This is a genomic window from Sphingopyxis indica (assembly GCF_032879645.1).
GTDB lineage: Bacteria > Pseudomonadota > Alphaproteobacteria > Sphingomonadales > Sphingomonadaceae > Sphingopyxis > Sphingopyxis indica.
Map to the genome: position 1 here is coordinate 2,249,960 of NZ_CP076394.1, position 23,797 is coordinate 2,273,756.

Annotated in this window: 21 protein-coding genes and 1 tRNA gene; 11 read left to right on the forward strand and 11 right to left on the reverse strand. The window is 66.6% G+C overall.

Annotated elements, in window-relative coordinates; translation table 11 throughout:
• Window positions 1-9 precede the first annotated feature (9 nt).
• The 3 genes from KNJ79_RS10715 to KNJ79_RS10725 form a co-directional block, all read right to left on the reverse strand.
• Window positions 10-258 carry a sigma factor-like helix-turn-helix DNA-binding protein gene (locus KNJ79_RS10715; RefSeq protein WP_317151053.1) on the reverse strand — a complete coding sequence of 83 codons (249 nt, stop codon included), beginning with the start codon at window positions 256-258 and terminating at the stop codon, window positions 10-12.
• Window positions 255-1,406 carry a tyrosine-type recombinase/integrase gene (locus KNJ79_RS10720; protein WP_317151054.1) on the reverse strand — a complete coding sequence of 384 codons (1,152 nt, stop codon included), beginning with the start codon at window positions 1,404-1,406 and terminating at the stop codon, window positions 255-257. The genes KNJ79_RS10715 and KNJ79_RS10720 overlap by 4 nt, the downstream gene beginning before the upstream one ends.
• Window positions 1,407-1,551: 145 nt before the next feature.
• Window positions 1,552-1,641, reverse strand: a tRNA-Ser gene (locus KNJ79_RS10725).
• Between the two features lie 139 nt (window positions 1,642-1,780).
• On the opposite strand from KNJ79_RS10725, the gene KNJ79_RS10730 reads away from it, so the two are divergent.
• From KNJ79_RS10730 to KNJ79_RS10760, 7 genes are all read left to right on the forward strand, one after another.
• Complete coding sequence (locus KNJ79_RS10730) at window positions 1,781-2,959, forward strand: CaiB/BaiF CoA transferase family protein (protein WP_317151055.1); 1,179 nt, start codon at window positions 1,781-1,783, stop codon at window positions 2,957-2,959.
• Window positions 2,960-3,032: 73 nt separating this feature from the next.
• Complete coding sequence (yghU, locus tag KNJ79_RS10735; RefSeq protein ID WP_317151056.1) at window positions 3,033-3,911, forward strand: glutathione-dependent disulfide-bond oxidoreductase; 879 nt, start codon at window positions 3,033-3,035, stop codon at window positions 3,909-3,911.
• Window positions 3,912-4,094: 183 nt separating this feature from the next.
• Window positions 4,095-4,526, forward strand: a complete 432-nt coding sequence (locus KNJ79_RS10740) for a TadE/TadG family type IV pilus assembly protein (RefSeq protein WP_317151057.1) — start codon at window positions 4,095-4,097, stop codon at window positions 4,524-4,526.
• Between the two features lie 4 nt (window positions 4,527-4,530).
• Window positions 4,531-6,156, forward strand: a complete 1,626-nt coding sequence (locus tag KNJ79_RS10745) for a TadG family pilus assembly protein (protein ID WP_317151058.1) — start codon at window positions 4,531-4,533, stop codon at window positions 6,154-6,156.
• Window positions 6,157-6,274: 118 nt separating this feature from the next.
• On the forward strand, window positions 6,275-7,156 hold the full coding sequence (locus KNJ79_RS10750) for a PAS domain-containing protein (RefSeq protein ID WP_317151059.1): 882 nt from the start codon (window positions 6,275-6,277) through the stop codon (window positions 7,154-7,156).
• Between the two features lie 410 nt (window positions 7,157-7,566).
• On the forward strand, window positions 7,567-8,760 hold the full coding sequence (locus KNJ79_RS10755) for an acyl-CoA dehydrogenase family protein (RefSeq protein WP_317151060.1): 1,194 nt from the start codon (window positions 7,567-7,569) through the stop codon (window positions 8,758-8,760).
• A gap of 112 nt (window positions 8,761-8,872) precedes the next feature.
• The gene (locus KNJ79_RS10760; RefSeq protein ID WP_317151061.1) at window positions 8,873-10,012 is read left to right on the forward strand and encodes an acyl-CoA dehydrogenase family protein; all 1,140 of its coding nucleotides are present in this window, start codon (window positions 8,873-8,875) and stop codon (window positions 10,010-10,012) included.
• Between the two features lie 211 nt (window positions 10,013-10,223).
• Here KNJ79_RS10760 and KNJ79_RS10765 read toward each other — a convergent pair whose 3' ends face one another.
• The 5 genes from KNJ79_RS10765 to lptD all read right to left on the reverse strand — a co-directional run bounded on the left by KNJ79_RS10765 (window position 10,224) and on the right by lptD (window position 16,632).
• Window positions 10,224-10,706, reverse strand: coding sequence for a hypothetical protein (locus tag KNJ79_RS10765; protein WP_317151062.1), 483 nt, complete (start codon window positions 10,704-10,706; stop codon window positions 10,224-10,226).
• A 214-nt stretch (window positions 10,707-10,920) separates the two neighbouring features.
• Window positions 10,921-11,757, reverse strand: coding sequence for a 16S rRNA (adenine(1518)-N(6)/adenine(1519)-N(6))-dimethyltransferase RsmA (gene rsmA / locus KNJ79_RS10770; protein WP_317151063.1), 837 nt, complete (start codon window positions 11,755-11,757; stop codon window positions 10,921-10,923).
• A 1-nt stretch (window position 11,758) separates the two neighbouring features.
• Window positions 11,759-12,778, reverse strand: a complete 1,020-nt coding sequence (gene pdxA, locus KNJ79_RS10775) for a 4-hydroxythreonine-4-phosphate dehydrogenase PdxA (RefSeq protein WP_317151064.1) — start codon at window positions 12,776-12,778, stop codon at window positions 11,759-11,761.
• The gene (locus tag KNJ79_RS10780; RefSeq protein ID WP_317151065.1) at window positions 12,778-14,118 is read right to left on the reverse strand and encodes a peptidylprolyl isomerase; all 1,341 of its coding nucleotides are present in this window, start codon (window positions 14,116-14,118) and stop codon (window positions 12,778-12,780) included. Before KNJ79_RS10780 ends, pdxA begins: the two co-directional genes overlap by 1 nt.
• Before the next feature lie 144 nt (window positions 14,119-14,262).
• Window positions 14,263-16,632 (reverse strand): LPS assembly protein LptD, encoded by a 2,370-nt coding sequence (gene lptD, locus KNJ79_RS10785; RefSeq protein WP_317151066.1) that lies wholly within the window; start codon window positions 16,630-16,632, stop codon window positions 14,263-14,265.
• 130 nt (window positions 16,633-16,762) lie between these two features.
• Between lptD and KNJ79_RS10790 the strand changes: the two genes are divergently transcribed.
• From KNJ79_RS10790 to ndk, 4 genes are all read left to right on the forward strand, one after another.
• Window positions 16,763-18,217 (forward strand): leucyl aminopeptidase, encoded by a 1,455-nt coding sequence (locus KNJ79_RS10790; RefSeq protein WP_317151067.1) that lies wholly within the window; start codon window positions 16,763-16,765, stop codon window positions 18,215-18,217.
• Window positions 18,218-18,370: 153 nt separating this feature from the next.
• Window positions 18,371-18,820 carry a DNA polymerase III subunit chi gene (locus KNJ79_RS10795; protein ID WP_317151068.1) on the forward strand — a complete coding sequence of 150 codons (450 nt, stop codon included), beginning with the start codon at window positions 18,371-18,373 and terminating at the stop codon, window positions 18,818-18,820.
• 9 nt (window positions 18,821-18,829) lie between these two features.
• Window positions 18,830-19,348, forward strand: coding sequence for a hypothetical protein (locus KNJ79_RS10800; RefSeq protein ID WP_317151069.1), 519 nt, complete (start codon window positions 18,830-18,832; stop codon window positions 19,346-19,348).
• Window positions 19,349-19,531: 183 nt separating this feature from the next.
• The gene (ndk, locus tag KNJ79_RS10805) at window positions 19,532-19,954 is read left to right on the forward strand and encodes a nucleoside-diphosphate kinase (protein WP_089214569.1); all 423 of its coding nucleotides are present in this window, start codon (window positions 19,532-19,534) and stop codon (window positions 19,952-19,954) included.
• A gap of 52 nt (window positions 19,955-20,006) precedes the next feature.
• Here ndk and cls read toward each other — a convergent pair whose 3' ends face one another.
• From cls to purM, 3 genes are all read right to left on the reverse strand, one after another.
• Window positions 20,007-21,452 carry a cardiolipin synthase gene (gene cls, locus KNJ79_RS10810; RefSeq protein ID WP_317151070.1) on the reverse strand — a complete coding sequence of 482 codons (1,446 nt, stop codon included), beginning with the start codon at window positions 21,450-21,452 and terminating at the stop codon, window positions 20,007-20,009.
• A gap of 42 nt (window positions 21,453-21,494) precedes the next feature.
• On the reverse strand, window positions 21,495-22,397 hold the full coding sequence (gene purN / locus KNJ79_RS10815; protein WP_317153908.1) for a phosphoribosylglycinamide formyltransferase: 903 nt from the start codon (window positions 22,395-22,397) through the stop codon (window positions 21,495-21,497).
• Between the two features lie 192 nt (window positions 22,398-22,589).
• Complete coding sequence (purM, locus tag KNJ79_RS10820; RefSeq protein WP_317151071.1) at window positions 22,590-23,696, reverse strand: phosphoribosylformylglycinamidine cyclo-ligase; 1,107 nt, start codon at window positions 23,694-23,696, stop codon at window positions 22,590-22,592.
• Window positions 23,697-23,797 lie beyond the last annotated feature (101 nt).

The following is a 23,797-nucleotide window of genomic DNA, read 5'->3' on the forward strand; positions in this document are numbered from 1 at the left end:
GAAGCGGCGTCACCGCCTCCAGAATTGCCACCACCTACGGTTCTTTCTGTCGACCGACTGGGCGATGACCCGCAAACTGCGGATCATCGCTTCCTCGACCTCGGCGACGCTGACGCCATGGCGCTCCGCCAATTGGCGATAGCTTAGCTCCTCCACCCGATGGCCGAGGAAGATGGCGCGATCCGCCGCGTCGATCCGATCGACAGCGCGCTCATATTGACGGAGGAGATAGCGCCGCGCGCGGGTGTAGCGGCTCACGACTTTTTGCCTTCGCAATAGTCGGCCCATTCCACCATCATTACGCGACGCTTCTCAAGGAGATTGCCGCGCCGATACGCAGCCTCCGTCTTGTTCGCGACGATGTGGGCGAGGGCGGCTTCGGCGACGTCGCTGGGATGATTGGTTTCTTCGCTCACCCAATCCCGGAAGGAAGACCGAAAACCGTGCGCCGTGTATGGCTGTCCCATCTCCTTGAGCAATTTGCTCATCGTCATATCCGACATCGGCTGTTTGCCGCGGACGCCGGGAAAGATGATGGGGCAGCCGGGAAGGCGAAGTTCCGCGCACCGCTGGACAATGCGGATGGCGCGGGGGCAGAGGGGCACCACATGCTCCCGGTTTGCCTTCATACGGCCCTTGGGGATGGTCCACAGGCCATCGGCAAGGTCGATCTCATCCCAAGTGGCTCCGCGCACCTCGCCCGACCGGGAGGCGGTGAGGATGGCAAATTCGAGCGCAAGGCGACTGAATGACTCTCGCTCGCGCAGCGCAGGGATGAACGCAGGAACCTTCGCGTAGGGCATTGCTGCAAAGTGGCCGTCCTGCTTCGGTTGGCGTGGCAGGCCTTTCGTGATCGCCTGCATCGGCGCTTCGCTGTCGCGGTAGCCCGACGAGTAGGCCCAATTGAGGACGGCGCCGACCCGCTGGCGAACGCGGCGGGCAGTTTCGGGTTTCGATAGCCATATCTCCGACAGGAGGTTGCGGATCATCGGGCCGGTGATTTCATTGACCCGGACGTTGCCGATGTGCGGGAAGGCATAATCGCGGAGGCTTTGCTGCCACTGCGCCTCGTGCTTCTCGTTCTTCCAAGTCTTGCGGTGAGCGGCCAGCACCTTGGCGGTGGCTTCACGGAAGGTCGGAATGCCTTGCGCCTTCCGGCGCTCGAAAAGCGGGTCCAGCCCGATCTCGACCTGACTGCGGATTTCCCGCGCCCGCTCGCGGGCGTCCGCGAGGCTGACTTTTGAGGCGCTGCCCAAGCCGAAGTCTCGGCGGTTACCCGCCTTCTGGACCCGGCATACCCAGCTCTTGCTGCCTCCCGGCTGCACGACGAGATAGAGGCCGTCACCATCGGAGAATCGTCCGGGACGGCTAGCCGACTTAACGGCGCTGACCGATAGCCTTTTCATGCTGATTTTTTCCCACGTTTCTTACCACAAATTCAAATGTGTGGGTCTGGACAGCATGGGATACATGAGGACACGAAACACCCCGGAGAGCCTAGGTTTTCCTACGCTCTCGGCGGATGGTCGTGGATGTGTGGAAATAAGAAAATGGAGGAGAGTGAGGGATTCGAACCCTCGGTACCCTTGCGGGCACTTCGCATTTCGAGTGCGACGCTTTCGACCACTCAGCCAACTCTCCTCGCTGAGGCAGGGGCCAACTAGCGATGCCCGCGCGATCTTGCAACCCTCTCGTCACAATTTCGCGACGCGCCCCACTGGCGGCAGCAGCGAGCCGCTGCTAGCCCCGGGGACGAACGAAGCGGCGGGAGAGACATATCGTGCCATTGCGCGGCATCAAGGTGCTCGATTTCGGGCGCTATATCGCCGGTCCCTATTGCGCGGCGCTGCTCGCCGACTATGGCGCCGACGTCATCCGGATCGAGGCGCCGGACGGCAATGACGATCGCTATACGGTTCCCGTCGCCAACGACGGGTCGGGCGCGATGTTCCTGCAAATGAACCGGAACAAGCGCTGCCTGACCTTGAAGCCCGGCAGCCCCGAAGGCCGTGAGATCGTCCGGCGGCTGGTCGCGGCCGCCGATGTCGTCGTCGCCAACCTGCCGCACGACGCACTGGTCAGGCTGGGGCTCGACTACGACAGTCTTGCCGCGATCAACCCGCGCGTCATCCTGGCGACCGCCTCGGCTTTCGGGCGCGAAGGGCCGCTTGCCGAACGGGTCGGCTTCGACGCGGTGGGGCAGGCGATGTCGGGCACCGTCCATCTGACCGGAACCCCCGATCAGCCCTATCGCGCGCAGGTCAATTATGTCGACTTCGGCACCGCGCTCCACTGCGCCTTCGGCGTGATGCTCGCGCTGCGCGAGCGCGAGACGACGGGGAAGGGGCAGTGCGTGTCGGGGTCGCTGTTCGGCACCGCGCTCGCCATGTCGAATGCGCTGACGATCGACCATGCGCTGAACGGGATCGAGCGTCAGCCGATCGGCAATCGCAGCTACAGCTCGGCGCCGACCGACCTGTTCCGCACCCGCGACGGCTGGATCGTCACCCAGATCGTCGGCGCGCCGATCTTCCGCCGCTGGGCCGAACTCGTCGAGCGTCCCGACCTGATCGACGATACGCGCTATGCCAGCGACATTTTGCGCGGCGACAATGGCGCCGAACTGAGCGCGATCATGCAGGCGTGGTGCAACTCGCGCACCAGCGAACAGGCGATCGACGAACTGGCGGCGGTGCGCGTTCCCGCGGCCCCGGTCGTGCGCCCCTCCGAAGCGCTGGCGCACCCACAGGTCGCCGCAATGGGCCTGGTCGAGGCCACGGCCTATCCCGGCACGCCGCGCGCGGCGCCGGTCATCCGGGCTCCGATTTCGCTGTCCGCCAGCGCCAAGACCGCGCCCAAGCGCGCGCCGCAGGTCGGCGAGCATAGCGACACGATCCTGCGCGAGATCGGCTATGACGATGCGGCGATCGCAGCTTTGCGCGCGCAAAGGATAATTTGAGCCCGCCCGCTGGACGAAGCGGCGTCACCGCATTAGATACCGGTCAGTATAAAATTTAGCGCAGGAGCCAGCGATGACCGAGCAGAGCGAATATGTGCCGCCGAAAATCTGGACGTGGGACAAGGAAAGCGGCGGACGATTCGCCAATATCAACCGCCCGGTCGCCGGGCCGACGCACGACAGGGACCTGCCCGTCGGCAAGCATCCGCTTCAGCTCTATTCGCTCGGCACGCCCAACGGCGTGAAGGTGACGGTGATGCTCGAGGAATTGCTGGAAGCCGGCCATTCGGGCGCCGAATATGACGCCTGGCTGATCCGCATCAACGAAGGCGACCAGTTTTCGAGCGGTTTCGTCGACATCAACCCGAACAGCAAGATTCCGGCGTTGCTCGACCGCAGCGGCGACAAGCCGGTGCGCGTCTTCGAATCGGGCGCGATCCTGATCTACCTCGCCGAAAAATTCGGCGCCTTCCTGCCGAGCGACCCCGCCGCGCGCGCCGAAACGCTGTCGTGGCTGATGTGGCAGATGGGAAGCGCCCCCTTCCTCGGCGGCGGCTTCGGGCATTTCTATGCCTATGCGCCCTTCAAGCAGGAATATCCGATCAATCGCTATGCGATGGAGGTGAAGCGCCAGCTCGACGTGCTCGACCGGCGCCTCGCGGAAAGCGAATATGTCGCGGGCGGCGACTATAGCATCGCCGACATGGCGATCTGGCCCTGGTACGGCGCGCTGGCCAAGGGGCTCGTCTATGACGCGGGCGAATTCCTGCAGGTGCAGGAGTATAAGAATGTCCAGCGCTGGACCGACCAGGTCGCGGCGCGCCCCGCAGTGAAGCGCGGACGCATGGTCAACCGCGTGATGGGCGATCCGGCGAGCCAGCTCCACGAACGCCACGACGCCTCGGATTTCGAACTGCGCACGCAGGACAAGCTCGAACCCGCAGCCGAATAGCGGATTTTCCGCGCCGCCGCCCGGCGCGCGCGTTAACCGGCCAGCAAAGCCGACGGTTTCGCGCGCACGGCGGTGCTCCGAATATCTGCAAATTCCATAAAATGATCCGCATCGGCGGGCGACGCCGCTTTCATTCGCGCCCGCCATGCTTGCCGCATGTCCTGCCCGAATCGTCTCCGTCGGTTGTCCGCCCGTTCGCTGTCCGCAGCCGCCAATCGGCTGCTGCGCAGCGAGCGGGCGGCTGCCGTCGTCGAGATGGCGCTGGTGCTGCCGCTGTTCGTTGCGCTCGCGATGGGCATCCTCGTCTATGGGCAATATTTCATGCTCGCGCACAGCGTGCAGCAGGCCGCGAACGACGGCGCGCGCGCCGCGATCATAGGGCTCGACGCCGCCGACCGGCGCGACATTGCGGAGCGCGCGGTGGGCCGCAGCCTCGCCGGCGTGGCCGGAGCCTCGGCCGAAAACCGCGCTATCGCGGTTTCGGAGACGAGCGATGCGGTGACCGTCGCGGTCAGTTTCACCGTGCCCGAGGGCAATTTCCTGCGCACCTCGCTCGTGCCGTCGCCCGGCAACGTCATCCGGGCGAGCGCGACCTTCGAGCTGCCGGCGGACTGAGGCGATGGCACGCGCGCCCCTCCACATGTTCGGCCGCGACACGCGCGGCGGGATCAGCATCATGGCGGCGTTCGGGCTGACCATGCTGATCGGATCGGCGGCGCTCGCGGTCGATGTCGGCTCGCTCTATCTCGAGCGCCGCAAGCTGCAGGGAATCGCCGACGCTGCGGCGCTCGCGGCGGCGGGGCGCCCGGGCGAGGAACGCGCCGCGGCCGAGCGGATCATTGCCGCGAACTGCGATTGCGGCATCGTCATCGCGCGCTTCGAGGCGGGCACCTATAACCGCGATGTCGCGATCCCTGCGGAAAAGCGCTTCACCGTCGGCGGCACCGCACCCAATGCAGTGCGCGTCGTCCTTACCCGCGACCGCCCGCTCTATTTCGGCCGCTTCCTGACGGGACGCGACGATAGCATCATCAGCGCCGCCGCGACCGGCGCGCGGCAGGGCTATGCCGCCTTCTCGCTCGGGTCGCGCGTCGCGTCGGTCCACGACGGCGTTGCCAACGCCGTGCTCTCGGCGCTCACGGGCAGCAAGGTCGACCTGTCGGTGATGGATTATAATGCGCTGGCGAGCGCCGACATCGACCTGCTCGCCTTTTCCGAAGCGCTGCGCACCGAACTCGACGCCGACGTGCTGACCTTTGGTCAGACGCTCGACACGCAGGTGACGCTGCCGCAGGCGCTGTCCGCGCTGGCGAGCGCGAGCGACGGCGAGGTTGCGACCGTCCTCGAACGGATCGCCGACGGCGCGCTGCCGCGCACGCTCATCCCGTCGCGCGCGATCGACCTCGGGCCGCGCGCGTCGAGCATCCGTGTCGACGCCGCCAATCCGGTGCGCGTCAATGCGATGAGCCTGTTGCAGACGATGCTCGCGCTCGGCAGCGCCAACCGCCAGCTCGATCTGTCGCTCGCCAGCGACCTTCCGGGCGGATCGGGAATCGACGTCGCGCTGCTCATCGGCGAGCCGCCCGCCCATTCGCCGCTGATCGCGGTCACCGACGATCAGGACGTCATCGTCCGCACCGCGCAGGTCCGCCTCAAGCTCGGCGCCCGGGTCGAAACGCCGCTCGCGAAGGTCGATTTGCCCGTCGTCGCCGAACTCGGCTCGGCCGCGGCGCGCATTTCGTCGATAGATTGCGGGCAGAATGCGCGCGACGCGGTCTCGCTGGCGGTGACGACCGCGCCCGCGACGCTCGCCATCGGCGCGGTCGATGCGGGCGATTTCCAGAATATGCAGCGCCCGCTCGCCCCGAAAGCGGCGCGCGTGCTGCAACTGCCGCTCGCCAGCGTCGATGCACGCGCCGAACTCACCCTCGCCGATCTTTCCGAAAAGCCCGTCGACTTCTCGCGCGACGAGATCGCCGACGGCACGGTGAAGACGGTCGAGAGCGACGGCCTCGTCGCCGGCGCCGCAACCTCGCTCGCCGACGACCTCGAGCTCAAGGTCAACCTGCTCGGCCTCGGCCTCAACCTGGGTCCGCTGACCGCGACCGTGGGGCAGGCGGTCGGGCGCGCCGCGCCGGTGCTCGACGGCGTGCTCGAAGGGGTGACCGGCGTGCTCGGGCTGCACCTCGGCGAGGCAGACGCGCGGGTCAACGAGCTACGCTGCGGCCGCGCGCGGCTGGTCTGATCCTCCGTAACGGCGCGAGACCGGACGCGTTCAACCGCCGATTCATCCATAGTGGCGCACCGAAACGCCCCGCGCAGCCTATGATGACCGAATGCTTCGGTATTTCGGGGAGGCAAAGGTGGAACCAGGTCAGGAGCCCCAGCGCGTATCGGCGGCGGAGTTCATCCGCGGCTTCGGAAGCTGGCGGATGCAGGCGTCGCGCAAGCCGCTCGTCGTCACGCACCACGGCAAGGACGCGCATGTGCTGATCTCGCTCGCCGATTACCGCCGGCTCGATGGGGGAGGCGAGGCGCCCGGCGATCGGCTCGCGGCCTCGCAGGCCGCGATCGTCGAATCGCTGCGCGATGCGGTGATCTTCGTCGATCGCGGCGCACGCATTGCGGCGGTCAATCCCGCCGCATCCGACCGGCTCGAGGCGCCCGCCAGCGCGCTTGTCGGATGCGAGCTCGCAGCGGCGCTACCGGGTTTTGCGGGCACGATGCTCCACGCGCATCTGCTGCGGATGCTCCACCACCGCGAGCGCTTTTCGGGCGAGGTGCCCGGGCTGATCGAGCCGCGCCGCTGGATGCAGGTCGACCTCGTGCCGCTTGCGATCGGCGGTGCGATGATGCTGCGCGATACCGGCGATACCTGGGCGACCCTCGCCGAGCAGGACGCGCGGCGCGCGCTCGCCGACGCGGTCGAGATCGACGGGGCGCTCGGCGTCGCGCGCATTTCGGTGCGCGAGCAGGTCGAGGCGGCCAATCCGGCGCTTGCGGCGCTGGTCGGCACCGACGAAGCCGCGCTGCGCCGGGTGCGCTTTACCGCACTATTGCCGCTCGGCGCGCGCCAGGCCTTCGGCGAAGCGCTCGAAACCTTGTTCCGCACCGGCACCCCGACGCGGCTCGACAGCGCGCTGGTGACGCGCGACGGCGACACGCTGCCGGTGCGCCTCGCGCTCGTCGAGCGCCGCTCGGCCTATGCGAGCGACGGTGCGGTCATTCTGGTAACCCCGCGCTAGCGTTTCCGCCGATCGCCTGGTGCTATCCCGGCCGGGACGGTGCAGTTGTTTTCGCACGAAGCCACAAAGCCACCAAGAAGAAGGCGGGGGCCGATAGGCCAGTTCCTTTATCGACGGTGCGGCCGGTCGCATGGTCGCAGAGGAACGCCGCTTCGCGGTCGGCGCTCCATCTTCGTGGCTTTGTGGCTTCGTGCGAAACAAAAATATCGCGGCGCCGAGAGAGAGCGCCGCACCACGCCCCCCATCAAGCCGATATTTATCCCGGCACACCCGCCCGGAACGCTGGACAAGCCGGCGCGAACGGCGCACCCTGCTTGTTCACAGCAGTGAAGGTTGCGGCCTACAACTTTCCGTTTACGTAAAGGTGAGCGCTTTCTATAAGGGCGCCCTGATCCAATGGGAGAATCACGATGGACATGGAGTTCAGCCCCGAAGATCTTGCCTTCCAGAAGGAAGTGCGCGACTTCATCGCCGAAAATTATCCCGCCGAATTGCGCGGCAAGCAGGACGAGGGCGAGGAGCTGAGCAAGGAGGATTTCCTCGCCTGGCACAAGATCCTCTACAAAAAGGGCTGGGTCGCCCCCGCGTGGCCGGTCGAATATGGCGGCACCGGCTGGACCCCGACGCAGCGTTTCATCTTTTCCGAAGAAACCGCGCACGCCGATTGCATCCGCCTGCTGCCCTTCGGCCTGTCGATGGTCGGGCCGGTGATCTATACGTTCGGCACCCCCGAGCAAAAGGCGCGCTTCCTGCCGCGCATTCTCTCGGGCGAGGATTGGTGGTGCCAGGGCTATTCGGAACCCGGCGCGGGGTCGGACCTTGCGAGCCTGCGCACCACGGCGGTGCGTGACGGCGATCATTATGTCGTCAACGGGCAAAAGACCTGGACCACGCTCGCGCAGCATGCCGACTGGGGCTTCTTCCTCGTGCGCACCGACAAGGATGCGAAGCAGCAGGAAGGCATCAGCTTCCTTTTGATCGACATGAAATCGCCGGGCATCACCGTGCGCCCGATCATCACGCTGGGCGGCGAGCACGAAGTCAACGAAGTCTGGCTCGAAGACGTCCGCGTCCCCGTCAATCAGCGCGTTTACGAAGAGAATAAGGGCTGGACCTGCGCCAAGTTCCTGCTCGCGCACGAACGCACCGGCATCGCCGGCGTCGCGGCGTCGAAGCGCGGGATCGAGAAGGTGAAGGCGATCGCGCGCACCGAACTCGACGGCGACAAGCCGCTGCTCCAGAACCCCTTCTTCAAGCGCAAGGTCGCCGAGCTCGAAATCGACCTGACCGCGCTCGAATTTACCGAATTGCGCGGCCTTGCCGGCCCGAACGCCGGCAAGGGGCCGGGGCCCGAATCGAGCCTGCTCAAGATCAAGGGCAGCGAAATCCAGCAGCGGCTCACCGAGCTGACGCTCGAAGCCGTCGGCCATTATGGCGCGCCCTATTTCCGCGGCTTCGGCGAAGGGGACAACGAGCATCCGATCGGCCCCGACTATGCGCACCGTGCCGCGCCGACCTATTTCAACATGCGCAAGACGACCATCTATGGCGGATCGAACGAGATCCAGCGCAACATCATCGCGAAGATGGTGCTCGGCCTCTAATCGGAAAACAGGCGTCATCCCGGCGAAGGCCGGGATCTCGACCTTTCGGCTTTATGCACCGGCGAGACCCCGGCCTTCGCCGGGATGACGATCAAGTTCAGGAACGACGACAATGGATTTCACCTACACCGAAACGCAGGACATGATCCGCAACACGCTCTCGCGCTTTCTGGCCGACACCTATGACTTCGAAACCCGCCAGAAGTTCATCAATAGCGACGAAGGCCGCGATCCCGCGATCTGGACCGCGCTCGCGCAGGACCTCGGCATGCTCGGCGCGTCCTTTGCCGAAGAGCAGGGCGGCCTCGGCGGCGGCGCGCTCGAAAATGCGATCATCATGGAAGAGTTCGGCAAGGTGCTCGGCATCGAGCCCTATCTGCCGACCGTGGTGATCGGCGGCGGCGCGCTCAAGGCCGTCGGCGGTGCGCAGGCCGACGCGATGATCCCCGAGATCATCGCGGGCAATGCGATCATCGCCTTCGCCTATGCCGAACCGCAGGGCCGCTATGATCTCGCCAATCTGACCACCACCGCGAAGAAGGACGGCGCGGGCTGGGTGCTGAACGGCCACAAGAGTGTCGTCTATGCCGCGCCCTGGGCGACGCATCTGCTCGTCACCGCGCGCACCGGCGGCGGCCAGCGCGACCGCGACGGGGTGTCGCTGTTCCTGATCGACGCCAAGCTCCCGGGCATCGTGCGCCGCGACTATCCGACCGTCGACGGCAATCGCGCGTCCGAAATCTATTTCGAAAATGTCGCGATCCCCGGCGACGCGCTGCTCGGCGGCGAAGGCGCGGGGCTGGGCCTCATCGAACAGATCGTCGACGAAGCGACCGTCGCGATCTGCGCCGAGGCGACGGGCGTGATGCAGAAGCTGCACGAAGGGACGCTCGAATATACGCAGCAGCGCAAGCAGTTCGGCATCCCGATCGCGAAGTTTCAGGTGCTCCAGCACCGCATGGTCGACATGTTCATGGAGGTCGAACAGGCGCGCTCGATGACGATCATGGGCACGCTCAAGCTCGACCTTCCGGCGGCCGAACGCATGGCGGCGGTGTCGTCGGCGAAGAACAAGGTGTCGCGCGGCGCCAAATTCGTCGGCCAGAATGCGATCCAGACCCACGGCGGCATCGGCATCACGCAGGAACTCGCCATCGGCCATTATTTCAAGCGCGCGACGCTGATCGAAGGCCAGTTCGGCAGCGCCGACTATCATATCGAACGCTTCGAACGCCTGACGCTGGCGGAATAGCGGCGGCCTTCGGCCTAGAAATCCTCCCCGCGGCGCAGCCGTGGGGAGGGGGACCGCCGAAGGCGGTGGAGGCGCGAGCGCGCAGCGCTCGCTTCGCTCGCGTCCCCTCCGTCAGCGCTTCGCGCTGCCACCTCCCCATCGCTGCGCGACAGGGAGGATTTGGAACGTCCGTCCCCACCCCCGAAGCCGCAATATTCTAACTCCTGCCCGGCTAAAACCCGCTGGCGAACGCCACGACAACCCGTTTGGCCGGTCGCGCTTCGGGCGCTGCCGCATAGCATCGCTCCAAATTGGCCAGCCGCACGGCGGCCTGCGGATGCTCGGCATCGCTACGCATCCGGCCCGCGTTGGCCTCGAGCCATTCAAGATCGCCGATACCGAACCAACCGAGCCGCTTCCCCATCTGGATCGCCCAGCAATCGGCGGCCAGCTCACCATAGCCGAACAGCTGGTGCGCGCATTCGTGCGCGTACCAGAAATGCTGAATGGCGGGCGGCATCGAAAACAGGGTCGGGTCGAGCAGGATATAGCCCGGATAGGTCATGGCGACTTCGCCGAGGCCGGTGACGACGGTCCGGGCCGCACCGCACCGCACGGGCGTGCCCGCAAGGACCAGTTCGCCGGCGGGAATGATTTTGGCGGACTTGCCGAATGCCTGCCCCGGCACGGCCGTGACTGCGAGAACGAGGGCCATGATGGCGATTCTCGGGCACAAGGTCGAACCTCCTTCCGCCCCCAAGCATGTGCAGCATGAAAGAATGGGGTAGGACGACAGGTCCGAAAATCGGCTCCATCGCTGGAGCGAGCAGGGAATTATACTAGAATGTTCCGGAGAAAATACTTGGCTCGATCTCGAAATATCCGGGAAAGTTACTGATTTATATTGCCTGCACGACAGGCCGGAACATTCAGCACTTCAGCAATCGCGCCAGCGCCACCCATTCGTCGACGCCCACCGTTTCGGCGCGCCGCGTCGGGTCGATCCCGATCGCCTCGAGCGCCTCGACCGCGCCCGGAATGCTCTTCAGGCTCTGGCGCAACATCTTGCGGCGCTGGCCGAAGCCTTTTTCGGTGAGCCGCGACAGGAGCGCCGGGTCGACGCCCTCGGGCTCTTTGCCGGGGAGGATACGGACGATCGCCGACATCACCTTCGGCGGCGGCGTGAAGGCCGACCGGTGGACCTTCATCGCGATCTTCGCCTCCGCCCGCCATTGGGCAAGGATGGCAAGGCGGCCATAGGCGTTCGTCCCGACCGGGGCGACGATGCGTTCGGCAACCTCCTGCTGGAACATCAGCGTCAGCGATTGCCAGCGCGGCGGCCATTCGGCGGGCTCGAGCCAGCGCGTGAACAGCGCGGTGCCGACATTATAGGGCAGGTTGGCAACGATATGATACGGTCCGCCGGCGAGGGCGTCGGGATCGACCGTCATCGCGTCGCCCTCGATCACCGTGAGCCGCCCGTCGAATGCCTCGTTCAGTTCGGCGAGCAAGGGCAGGCAGCGATGGTCGCGCTCGACCGCGATCACGCGCGCGCCGGCGCGCAGCAACGCGCGCGTCAGCCCGCCGGGGCCGGGGCCGACCTCGAACACCGTCGCGCCGTCGAGGTCGCCGGGCAGCGCTGCGATGCGATCGAGCAATTGCTCGTCGAACAGGAAATTCTGCCCCAACGCCTTGCTCGCCGACAGGCCGTGCGCACGCACCGTTTCGCGCAGCGGCGGCAGGCTGCGCGCGGGAGTCCTGCTCATGTCACGCGGCGGGAACGCAGCGCCGCGCGCGGCTCGCGGCGAGCTTTGCCGCCATCGCGATCGCGGCGATCGTCGGGCCGGGGTCGGCGCGGCCGCTTCCGGCGATGTTGAACGCCGTTCCGTGATCGGGCGAGGTGCGCACGATCGGCAGTCCGAGCGTCAGATTGACCCCGTCGTGGAAGTGCAGCGCCTTGAACGGCGCGAGCGCCTGATCGTGATAGGGACAGAGCAGCGCATCATATTGGTCGCGGATACCGGGCGCGAACAGCGCATCGGCGGCGAACGGGCCGTCGATCGCAATGCCGTCGGCGACGAGCTGCGCGACCGCGGGGGCGATGATGCGGATCTCTTCGTCGCCCAGCCGCCCGCTCTCGCCCGCGTGCGGGTTCATTCCCGCGATCGCGAGGCGCGGCGCCTCGATCCCGAAATCGCGCTTCAGCCCGCGCGCGACGATGCGCGCCTTGGCGACGATCAATTCGCCGGTCAGCCGCTCGGGCACCTCGGCAAGCGGAATATGCACGGTCAGCGGCACGACGCGCAGCGACGGCCCCGCGAGCATCATCACCGCATTGGTCGCGGTGACGCCGCAGCGTTCGGCGATGAATTCGGTCTGGCCGGGATGCGTATAGCCGATACCCTGCAACGCATGTTTCGACACCGGCCCGGTGACCAGCGCGGCGCTTGCCTGGTTGCGGGTCAGCCCGATGCCGGTCTCGAGCGCGTGCAGCGCGCAGGCCGCGCCCGCCGCGGTCGGCTCGCCCGGGGTCAGCGGCCCGCTGTCCTCCAGGTGCCAGACGGGCAGGGCGTCGGCAAAGGTCGCCGCCACCTCGTCCATGCTGCCGACGCGCACGAGCGGGCCGTTCCACACCGCGCCTACGGTGGCCGCATCGCCGATCGCGACAAAGGGCGGCAGCGCATGGTCGCGCCGCGCTGCCCAGGCGCGCGCCGCGACTTCGGGGCCGACGCCGGCCGGGTCTCCCATGGTGACCGCGATCGGGCGCCGTGTCAGTCCGTCACTCATCAGCTATATTCGATCACGGCGTCCCGGCGCAGGTCGCGCAGATAGCGCTGGGCCCGCTTGTTGACCTTTTCGTCGAGCAGCCGCTGCTCGATCTGCTCGGCGCTCGGCTGCCCCGCCGCCTGCGGCATGTCGCGGCCGCACAGGACGAGCACGCTGATGCCCTGATCCTCCGATCCGAAGGGCTGCGTGCTGCGGCCGATCTGCATGTCGAGCAGCGTCTGCTGCAGCGGCGCGGGCAGCTGGCGCATCGCGATATTGTCGCGCGACACGATCTGCGCGCCGAGCGAGCGCGCCACCTCGTCGGCCGCGCCGCAGCCCGAAATATTGCTCGTCGCGGTGGTGAATTTGCTCGCGAGGTCGGTCGCCTGCGCTTCGGTCGTGCCTGCCGGGAAGTCGAGCGAAATCTGCTTGAGGCTGAGTACCGCGTCGCGCGGGTCGGCGGTGAGCACCTGGCGCCGGTCGACCATCAGCAGGATCGAAACCCCGCCCGGCACCTCGATCGGTCCGACGAGCTGGCCCGGGCCCATCTGCGCCGCCGCTTCGGCCATCGAGGCCGGAAGCTGACCCGCCCGAACCCAGCCGAGGTCGCCGCCGACCACCGCGGTCGATGCTTCGGAGAATTGCCGCGCATAGGCCGCGAACGATCCCCCGGCCTGCAACGATTGCATGATCTTCCGCGCATTTTCGACCACCGCGTCGATATTGTCCTGCGTCGCGGTCATATAGATTTCGCCGAGGTGATATTCGTCCTGGCCCTTGGCGTCGTTGAGCCGCTTGAGCACCGCGTCCACCTCGTCGGTCGAAACGTTGGTCGTCGACTGGATGTTGCGCGACAGCAGGCGATCCCATGCGAATTCGCCGCGGATCTGCTGCTTGACCGCTGCCGCCGACGATCCTTTCGATGCCAGATATTTGCTGAATTGCTCGGGCGTCTGCTTGAAGCGCGTCGCGAGCTGAGCGAACTGCTGGTCGATCAGATTCTCGTCGATCTCGATCTCGGCCTGTTTCGCGGCCTGGATCTGCAGCTTTTCGTCGATCAGATTGCTGAACACCTGCTGGCGCAGCCGCTGCTCTTCCTCGGCCGACAGCTTGACGTCGCTGTTCGCGATGCGGATCAGCGCCATGCGCTGCTCGATGTCGGTCGAGGTGATGATCTCGCCGTTCACCGTCGCCGAGGGGCGATAGACATTGGCCTTCGCGTCGCCATAGAGGTGAACATTGCCGGGAATGTCGAGGCTGGTCGTCGGCGTCGCGCCGTCGTCGGAGACGGTCTGGGCCACGGCGGTGCCGCCGATGGCGGCCGCGGCGATCAGGCCGATCATGGTCGAAAATCTGGTCATCTTCACCCTATTCGAGAAACAGTGGCACGCTCCGTATCAGCGGATGCGCCCGATGGTCCAGCGCAATCCGCCCCCGGACCCCTTTGCGCGCCGCTTAGCGCCGCGACGCTGAACGCAGGCTGAGCGCCCCGCATCCGCGCCCCTCTAGAAGCCGAGGTTGCGGAAGGCGACGCGGAACAGAAAGCTGTTGCCGCTCTTTGCGTCGCCCGAATCGATATAGTCGCGGCGCCATGTCACCGCGAGCGACAGGCAATCGTCGTCATAGGCCAGGCCCAGGCGGTGGCGAATCGGCTGCCAGCCATCGCTCGTCGAGGCCGGGTCGTCACTCTGGCCGGTCAGGTCGACCGTCGCCGAACCGAAGATCGACCAGCTGCGCGCCACTGCAACCCGCCCGCCGACCCGCACCTCCTCGCGGTCCTGCAGATCTTCGGCCAGGCTGGTGATGTCACGGTTCAGCCGGGAATAGCCGACGAGCGCATAGGTCGACTGGCTGCCGATCGTCGCGTCGAACTCGTTGCGCCGCACCGCCAGATTGTCCTTGTCGAGCCGGAAGCGGTGCGTCAGGCGCAGGAAGTCGCGATAGGCGACCGTGGTGCGCCCGACGATGTCCGACGTGCGGCTGGTCAGGCCGGTGCCGTCGGGGAACAATGTCGGCTTGTCCGACAGGCGATAGCTTTGCCCGACCACCGTGTTGATGCTGAACCCGGGGCGGCTGTAATTCCATTCGAACCCATAGGTGATGCGCGCGCCGTCCTCGAAGCGGTCATAGCCGTTGAAGCGGTTGATCGCGAATAAATTGCTGTCCTCGAGGTCGAAGGCGCGCGAATCCTCGTTCGGAATGTCGAGATTCTCGATCGGCGGCGTCGCGACGATCTGCACCCGCGGGGTCAGCGTCTGGGTGCCGCCCATCAATTCGCCGACGAAGGGCCAGCGCATGTCGGCCGCGACCGCCGCGATGCCGCGCGCCTGCCACCCCGACCGACCGCGATAGCCGGGGATGGCGGTCAGCAGATTCTCGTCGCTGTGATAGACGTCGCCGCGCACCAGCGCGGTCAGCGTGACTTCCTGCCCCAGCGCGGTCAGACGCCGCAGGTCCCAGCGCGCGCCGGCAAAGGCGCGCTGCGTGTCCTGCCCCGCGGTGCGCCCGATGGCGAGCGTGTTGAGCTGCAATTCGAACTGCCCGCCCAGCCATGGGTCGTCGAACCGCTGGCGATAGTCGATGATCGGCAGCGCGATCGGCTGCTGCCCCTGCACGTCGTTGGCGCGCAGCGTCTGCGTCGCCCAGCCCGCGATCGACAGATAGCTCCGGTTGCCGATCCGTTCGGCCTCAAAGGTCGAGCGCAACCGGTCGTCACGGCTGATGTCATAGCGGCGCATGAAGGTGCGGTCGGTGGTGATGCGTCCCGAATAGCTGATGCTCCAGCGCGGATCGATCTGGAACTTGCCCGCACTTTCCAGATAGCCGCGAAATTCGTCGGTGCCCGTCGTCGGCGCCGCCGACGTGTCGTTGATCGGCACGACCGAGCTGTAGGTGGCATAGCCGTTGATGCGAAAGCTGCCGAAATCGGTGAGCGCGCGGAACTCGCCCTCGACCATCGGCACCGCCTCGGTATAGACGTGCGGCGTGACCGTCAGATCGCGGTTCGGGGCGAGGCGGAGGTAATAGGGAAGCGCGATCTCGAACCCATTGTTGCGGTCGAGGCGAACATTGGGGACGAGCAGGCCGCTCCCCGCCTCGCTCGACGCGGGGTGGCTGAGCCCCGGCAGCGGGATCAGCGGCAGGCCGAAAATCTCGACCCGCGCACCCTTGTATTTGATCTTGTTCTTCGACTGGTCGTACATCACGCGCACGGCGCGGATCTGCCAGGTCGGCTTTTTGGGGCATCCTTCGGGATCGACGACGGGGCAGGGCGTATAAGCGCCGTTTTCCAGCACGACATCGCCATTGTCGAAGCGCTCGCCGCGCGCGGCCGCCATGCGGGCGCCATTCTCCAGCACGACGAGCAGATTGTCGATCACCCCGTCGCGCAGGCTGTCGCTCAGTTCGACGCGCTCGCCATAGGCGGTGTCGCCTTCGGGATTGCGGATCGCGACATCGCCCTCGGCGACGACCTGCCCGCTCTTGCGATTCCACGTCACCTTGTCGGCGCGCAGCGCGATCGCGTCGCGGTTCATCTCGACATTGCCCTCTGCGACGACGACGTCGCTTTCGCTGTCGTAATGCAGATTGTCCGCGGCGAAACCGATCTGGTCCTCGCCTTCGACCTGCGGCGCGTCGACCGGGACCGGCGACACGTCGGGGGTCTGCAGATTCGGCCCGTCTGGCAGAGGCGCGTCGGCGGACAGCGTCGGAACCACCGGCGGGACGGCAGGGTCGCCCTGCTTTTGCTCGGCGGCAGGGCGATCGGGCGCCGCCTGCGCCAGCGCCGGAACCGACGTAAAGGCGATCGCGCTCGCCGTCGCCAACCAGAAGCTGCGTGCGCCGCTCGGACAAGGGGACAAAGCCCGGCTCATTTGATCAACTTTGTCCCATGCCTATATAGCGTCCACCCGGACCGGACCGGCTGCTTTGTTTTGCAACTCGCAGGCGAAACCCCTATCGGTCCGGCACGTTGCAATCAATCATCGCATAAGAAAGTTAAGCATGGACATTCAGTTTGTCGCGCAAATCGGCGCATCCGCCGATGTGATCGCCTTCCCGGTGCGCAAGGGCGAGGTGGGTTCGCTCGCTGGACCCCATGCCGCCTTGCTCGCCGCCGCAGCGGCGCAGGCGCGCTTCGAGGGCGTGGCGGGCGCGGTCGCTGAAACGGTGGCGCTCGACGGCGATGCAGCGAAGCGGCTGCTGCTCGTCGGCATCGGCGAGGGCAGTGTCCATGACCTCGAACGCGGCGGTGCGGCGCTCACCGCGCGGCTCCAGACGAGCGGCGCGAGCGCGGTGTCGGTCGATTTCACCGCGACCAAGGCCGACGAAGAGGACGTCCTCGCTTTCGCGATGGGCGCGAAACTTCGCAACTGGCGCCTCGACACCTATCGCACCAAGCTCGCCGACACCGCGAAGCCGAGCCTCGAGACGATCACCATCGCGTCGGCCGCCGGCGACATTTCGGAGCGCTGGGCGGGCTATTCGGCGGTCGCCGACGGCGTCGCGCTGACGCAGACGCTCGTCGCCGAACCGCCGAACATCCTCTATCCCGAAAGCTTCGTCGAACGCTGCCAGCATCTCGCCGACCTCGGCGTCGAGCTCGAAATACTCGACGAACGCCAGATGAAGGCGCTCGGCATGGGCGCGCTGCTCGGCGTCGCGCAGGGGTCGACGCGCCCGCCGCGGCTGCTCGCGATGCGCTGGAACGGCGGCAAGGCGGGCGAGGCGCCGGTCGTGTTCGTCGGCAAGGGGGTCACTTTCGACACCGGCGGCATCAGCCTCAAGCCCGGGCCGGGCATGGATATGATGAAGTGGGACATGGGCGGCGCGGGCGCGGTCGCGGGTGCGATCAAGGCGATCGCCGGACGCAAGGCAAAGGCGAATGTCGTCGGTGTCGTCGGGCTCGTCGAAAATATGCCCGACGGCAATGCGCAGCGCCCCGGCGATATCGTGACCACCATGTCGGGCCAGACGGTCGAGGTGCTCAACACCGACGCCGAAGGCCGGCTCGTGCTCTGCGATGCGATCGCATGGGCGCAGAAAAGCTATGATCCCAGGGTCATCGTCGATCTTGCGACGCTCACCGGCGCGATGGTCATCTCGCTCGGTCACGAATATGGCGGCATGTTCGCGAACGACGACGATCTCGCGGCCAAGCTGCTCGGCGCGGGCGAGGCGAGCGGCGACAAGCTGTGGCGCTTCCCGCTGTCGCCGGCCTATGACAAGCTGATCGACAGCCCCATTGCCGACATCAAGAATATCGGCCCGCGCGAGGCGGGATCGATCACCGCGGCGCAGTTCCTCAAGCGCTTCGTGAACGAAGGCGTCGCCTGGGCGCACCTCGATATTGCGGGCATGGCGTGGCACGACAAGGACGGGCCGACCTATGCCAAGGGCGCGACCGGCTATGGCGTGCGCCTGCTCGACCGCCTGATCGCCGACCATTTCGAGGGGTGAGATTGGCTTCGATCCAAACCCCGTTTGTCCTGAGGAGGGGCTGAGCGAAGTCGAAGACCCGTCTTGAAGGACGTCTGCGTGGCGGCAATGCCCTTCGAGACGCCATTTCGACAAGCTCAATGGCTCCTCAGGGCGAACGGATGAGGAGAACGCATGATCCGCGTCGATTTCTACCGCCTGACCCGCGATCCCGTCGAGCGCGTGCTCCCCGCGATCGCGACGCGCATCCTCGACGCCGGTGACCGGCTCCTCGTCGTCGCGGCGCCCGCGATGCAGCGGCAGGCGATAGACGCCGCGCTCTGGGCGCATCAGCCCGCGAGCTTCCTGCCGCACGGCATGGCCGGCACCCCCGACGCCGCCGACGAACCGATCCTGATCGCGGGAACGCTCGACACGCCCGCCGCCAACGGCGCGGCGATGCTCGCGATCGCCGACGGCGAATGGCGCGAGGAGGCGCTGGCATTTGACCGCACGTTCCTCTTCTTCGATAACAGCCGCATCGACGACGCCCGCGCGACATGGAGAACGCTCGGCGCGGCCGAGGGCGTCGAACGGCATTTTTGGCAGCAGGACGACCGTGGTCGCTGGTCGGAAGGCCCTTGAGGAGAAGCGATGATGCGGATTGCGATGGCGGTGATGGCGGCGAGTCTGGTTCTCGCCGGGTGCGGGTCGAAATCGGATACCGAATTGGCGAGCGGGACGATTACCGATCCCGATACGGGCGAGAAAACCGACTATAGCGTCACGACCGGCGGCGACGAAGGCAATCTCAGCATCAAGACCGAGGATGGCGAGATGCAGTTCGGCAGCGGCGCCGCCAACGCGAAGCTCCCCGACGGCTTCGCCCCCTATCCGGGCTCAAAGATGACCGGCGGTTTCACCGCGACCGGCAAGGACGGGCAGGGCGGCATGGCGAGCTTCGAAGCGCCGGGCAAGGCCGAGGATGTCATCGCGCATTTCCGCCGCCAGGCCGAGGCCGCGGGCCTGAAGGTGAATGCCGAAGTCAGTTCGGGCAACACGCTGCTGCTCGGCGCCGAAAGGCCCGACGACAGCAAATCGGGCGTGCAGGTCACCGCGACGCAGCAAGGCAATATGGTGAAGGGCAGCGTCACCTACGGCATGGGCGGCTGACGCCTCACATCACCCCTCCCCTTCAGGGGAGGGGCAGCGAGACTTGCGAGTCCTGAGCTTGTCGAAGGGCCGCTAGTCGCAGCGGGGCGGGCGCCGACCCTCGCGCCTTCTGTTCTTGCGGTGCGGCAAAAGCGCGGCTAGAGGCGCGCGCAACCCAATCCAAGCACATACAGGAGCTTCCCCATGGCGGTCACCCGCACCTTCTCGATCATCAAGCCCGACGCGACGCGTCGCAACCTGACCGGCGCCGTTACCAAGATGCTCGAAGACGCCGGCCTGCGCGTCGTCGCGTCGAAGCGCATCCACATGACCCGCGAGCAGGCCGAAGGCTTTTACGCGGTCCACAAGGAGCGCCCCTTCTTCGGCGAGCTCGTTGAATTCATGACCTCGGGGCCCGTGGTCGTCCAGGTTCTCGAGGGCGAGAATGCGATGCAGCGCAACCGCGACGTCATGGGCGCGACCAACCCCGCCGACGCCGCCGAAGGCACGATTCGCAAGACCTTTGCCGAAAGCATCGAAGCGAACACCGTCCACGGCTCGGACTCGGACGAAAATGCGGCGATCGAAATCGCCTATTTCTTCAAGCCCGAAGAAATCGTCGGCTGAACAAAAAAACCGAAAGAAGGCCGCCGGAGCGATCCGGCGGCCTTTTTGCTGCTCAAAGCAGCGGGCTCAGCGTCGCGAGCAGGTTGCGCCAGATCCGCCGGCCCGTCCCGACCCGCGCCAGCGCCTCGGCGGTCACCGCATCGGCATCGGCGCGATACGCCTCCTGCCGCGCGCGCACCTCCGCGGTGAAGGCGGGGTCGGCGAAGAGGATATTATTCTCGAAATTCAGCTCGAAGCTCCGCCGGTCGAGGTTCGCCGACCCGACGAGCGCGACCTCGCCATCGACGGTGATCGTCTTCGCATGAAGCAGCCCGGGACGATATTCATAGAGCCGCACCCCCGCCGCGATCAGGTCGTCGTAATAGCTGCGGCTCGCCGCCGCGACGATGCGGCTGTCGTTGCGCCGCGGCACGATCATCGTCGTCGCGACCCCGCGCCGCGCGGCGTCGAGCAGAGCAAAGAGCAATTGCTCGTCGGGCACGAAATAGGGCGTCGTGACGATCAGCTCGCGCCGCGCCGCATGGATCAGCGCGCTGAAGCAGGCGGGCATCGCGGGGTAGGGCAGGTTCGGCCCCGTCGCGATCACTTGCGCCGCGATTCCCGGCGCGGCGGCGGGCGGCGGCGCCGCCTCGGGCTGTAGCAGCGCGCCCACATCGTCGCCGCGCTCGCTTTCCCAGTCGGCGGCAAAGACGAACTGGCACGCCTGCACCACCGGCCCCTCCCAGCGCATCATGATGTCGATCCACGGCGCATAGCGCGACTTGATGCGAAATTCGGGATCGGCGAGATTCTGGCTGCCGCACCAGGCGATGCGATTGTCGACGATCAGCTGCTTGCGGTGATTCCTCAGGTCGAAGCGCCCGCGAATCAGCGTCCAGACGAGCCCGCCGATCGGCAGCGCGATGCGCGCGTCGATTCCGGCATTACGCATTTCGATCCAGTGTGCCGAGCGGATGAAGCCGCGCGACCCCAGCGCATCGGCGAGCACCCGCACCGCCACCCCGCGCTTCGCCGCGCGAACCAGTGCATCCTTGATCCGGAACCCATTGTTGTCGGCGAGCCAGATATAGAAGCACAGATGGACGCTCTCCCGCGCCGCGTCGATATCCTCGACCATCATGCGGATCGCGGCATTGCTGTCGGGCGCCAGCAGCGCGCGATTTCCCGCGGTCGGGGGCAGGCGGTTCACCGTCTCGGCGAGCGCAAAGGGCGCCGCATAGGGCGTCGCGCGCAGCCCCGCGCGCACCGGTTCATTCTCGCCCGGATGCGGCAGATGCTCTTCGATCGTGCGATAGCGCGCGCGCCGCTTCGCGCTGATCCGCGCCTCGCCGAGCAGCAGATAGGCGACGACGCCGAGCACCGGCACCGCGATCGTCGCGATCAGCCAGGCGATGCGCGACGCCGGCTCGCGCTGCGGCCGCAGCAATATCCGCCCGATCACGACGGCATAGATCGCGAAGGAAAGGATCGACAGGGCGAGGGCGACGTCCGTGTTCACGCCGCCTTTTCACCCATCTTCACGGCAAAAGCCAAGCGCGCGTCAGAAGTCGTCGGCGGCCGCCATCAATCCCGCGAGCTTCTTCGGCGCCACCGCGCGCCAGCTTTTCGCGATCCAGCCCGCGAGATGCTCCCAGTCATTGTCGCCAAGGTCGAGACGGATCGCGATCCACCCGTCGCCGAAATAGGCGGGGCGGAAATAGCGCGCTTCGTCCTGCTCGATCAGCATCGCCTGTTCTTCGGCGCCGCTGATCTTGACGAGCAGCGCGGTGCGCCCGTCGCCATGATGGTCGGCCGAAAACCACGCGAATTTCTTGCCCTTGACGATGCCGAAGCAGGGCATGCCGTGCGACAGCGTCTCCTCGGCCTCGGGCATCGCCATCGCCGCCTCGCGCACGCGGCCCAGCCAGTAATCGGGGGTCCGCTCGCGCATCACAAAAGCGGCGAGCGTCGGCGGATAAAGCTGATGCTCGGCGATCCGCACCCGCGCACTCAGCGTCTCGGCGGTGTCGTCGGGCAGAATTGCCACCGGCGTCTGCGCGAGCACCGGCCCGTCGTCGAGCGCCGGCGTCACGACATGGACGCTGCACCCGCCGTGGCGGTCGCCGTTCGCGATCGCCTGCGCATGGGTGTCGAGCCCCTTATATTTCGGCAGCAGGCTCGGATGGATGTTGAGCATCCGCCCCGCCCAGCGCGCGACGAAATCGTCGCTCAATATCCGCATATAGCCCGCAAGCGCGACGAACTCGGCGCCGGCTTCGAGCAATTGCTCATCGACCAGCACGTCGAAGACCGCGCGGCTCATGCCCTTGTGCGACAGGCTCCACGTCGCGACCCCCTCGGCCGCCGCGAGTGCAAGCCCCGGCGCATCGGGATTGTTGCTCGCGACGAGCACGACCTCATAGGGGCAGCTTTCCGCCTTTGCGGCGTAGAGCAAGGCGGCCATATTCGTGCCGGTGCCCGAGATCAGGACGGCGACGCGGGCTTTCACAGCGATCCTCCCCGGAACGGGGAGGGGGACCAGCGAAGCTGGTGGAGGGGCACAGGCTGGGCCGGCTGACGTCGAAAGGTCACGCAGAACCGCACGTGCCCCTCCACCATCCTGCGGATGGTCCCCCTCCCCGTTTCGGGGAGGATCTTACGCATCATGCGTCGCCGACCACGCCGCCATCGCGCTCCACGTCCCGGCGCCGCCGCTCACCGTGCAGCCCTTCGCACCCTCGGCGATATGCCCGATCCGGAACACCGTCTCACCCGCGGCTTCGAGCGCCGCGGTCACGTCCGCCACATCGCCCTCGGCGACGACCACCGCCATGCCGATCCCGCAGTTGAAGGTGCGCGCCATCTCCTCGGGCTCGATAGTCCCCTGCGCCTGCAGAAACGCCATCAGCCGCGGCTGCTCCCACGCATCGGCATCGACATGCGCGTGCAGCGTTTTCGGCAGGATGCGCGGGATATTTTCGAGCAGGCCGCCGCCGGTGATATGCGCGAGCGCATGGACCTTGCCGCTCTTCACCAGCGGCAGCAGGCTTTTCACATAGATGCGCGTCGGCGCCATCAGCGCGTCGATCAGCAGGACGGTCTGGTCGAACAGGGCAGGGCGGTCGAGCTTCCAGCCCTTGTCGGCGGCGAGCCGGCGCACGAGCGAAAAGCCGTTCGAATGCACCCCCGACGAGGCGAGGCCCAGGATAGCGTCGCCCGCTGCCACCTTGTCGGCGGTCAGCACGTCGCCGCGCTCGACCGCGCCGACGCAGAAACCGGCGAGGTCATAGTCACCGTCCGAATACATCCCCGGCATTTCGGCGGTCTCGCCGCCGATCAGCGCGCATCCCGCCTGCTTGCACCCTTCGGCAATGCTGGCGACCACCGCAGTCGCGACATTGTTGTCGAGCCTTCCGGTCGCATAATAATCGAGGAAGAAGAGCGGCTCGGCGCCCTGCACGATCAGGTCGTTGACGCACATCGCGACCAGGTCGATGCCGACCCCGTCGTGGCGCCCCGATTCGATCGCGAGCTTCAGCTTGGTGCCGACTCCGTCGTTGGCGGCGACGAGCAAAGGATCGGTGAATCCCGCCGCCTTCAAGTCGAAAAAACCGCCGAAACCGCCAAGGTCGGCGTCGGCGCCGGGGCGCCGCGTCGCGCGGGCCAGCGGGGCGATGGCACGGACCAGCGCATTGCCGGCGTCGATCGACACGCCAGCCCCGGCATATGTATAGGGGACGGGCTCGTTGTGCTTGGATTCCATAGAAGGCGCGACTAACGAGTTCAGCCGACAAATGCCATGATTTCCTTGTCGGCGTTCGCCGCTTTGGCCTAGAGCAGCCTGAATCGTCGTTCCCGTCATAT

Excerpts from the sequence above, each read along its gene's own strand:
- lptD (WP_317151066.1), bottom strand. The coding sequence starts at position 16,632 with ATGAGCCGGGCTTTGTCCCCTTGTCCGAGCGGCGCACGCAGCTTCTGG.
- KNJ79_RS10790 (WP_317151067.1), top strand. The coding sequence starts at position 16,763 with ATGGACATTCAGTTTGTCGCGCAAATCGGCGCATCCGCCGATGTGATC.
- purN (WP_317153908.1), bottom strand. The coding sequence starts at position 22,397 with ATGGCCGCCTTGCTCTACGCCGCAAAGGCGGAAAGCTGCCCCTATGAG.
- KNJ79_RS10765 (WP_317151062.1), bottom strand. The coding sequence starts at position 10,706 with ATGGCCCTCGTTCTCGCAGTCACGGCCGTGCCGGGGCAGGCATTCGGC.
- yghU (WP_317151056.1), top strand. The coding sequence starts at position 3,033 with ATGACCGAGCAGAGCGAATATGTGCCGCCGAAAATCTGGACGTGGGAC.
- pdxA (WP_317151064.1), bottom strand. The coding sequence starts at position 12,778 with ATGAGTGACGGACTGACACGGCGCCCGATCGCGGTCACCATGGGAGAC.
- KNJ79_RS10800 (WP_317151069.1), top strand. The coding sequence starts at position 18,830 with ATGATGCGGATTGCGATGGCGGTGATGGCGGCGAGTCTGGTTCTCGCC.
- KNJ79_RS10795 (WP_317151068.1), top strand. The coding sequence starts at position 18,371 with ATGATCCGCGTCGATTTCTACCGCCTGACCCGCGATCCCGTCGAGCGC.
- ndk (WP_089214569.1), top strand. The coding sequence starts at position 19,532 with ATGGCGGTCACCCGCACCTTCTCGATCATCAAGCCCGACGCGACGCGT.
- KNJ79_RS10755 (WP_317151060.1), top strand. The coding sequence starts at position 7,567 with ATGGACATGGAGTTCAGCCCCGAAGATCTTGCCTTCCAGAAGGAAGTG.
- KNJ79_RS10720 (WP_317151054.1), bottom strand. The coding sequence starts at position 1,406 with ATGAAAAGGCTATCGGTCAGCGCCGTTAAGTCGGCTAGCCGTCCCGGA.
- purM (WP_317151071.1), bottom strand. The coding sequence starts at position 23,696 with ATGGAATCCAAGCACAACGAGCCCGTCCCCTATACATATGCCGGGGCT.
- KNJ79_RS10745 (WP_317151058.1), top strand. The coding sequence starts at position 4,531 with ATGGCACGCGCGCCCCTCCACATGTTCGGCCGCGACACGCGCGGCGGG.
- KNJ79_RS10760 (WP_317151061.1), top strand. The coding sequence starts at position 8,873 with ATGGATTTCACCTACACCGAAACGCAGGACATGATCCGCAACACGCTC.
- rsmA (WP_317151063.1), bottom strand. The coding sequence starts at position 11,757 with ATGAGCAGGACTCCCGCGCGCAGCCTGCCGCCGCTGCGCGAAACGGTG.
- KNJ79_RS10780 (WP_317151065.1), bottom strand. The coding sequence starts at position 14,118 with ATGACCAGATTTTCGACCATGATCGGCCTGATCGCCGCGGCCGCCATC.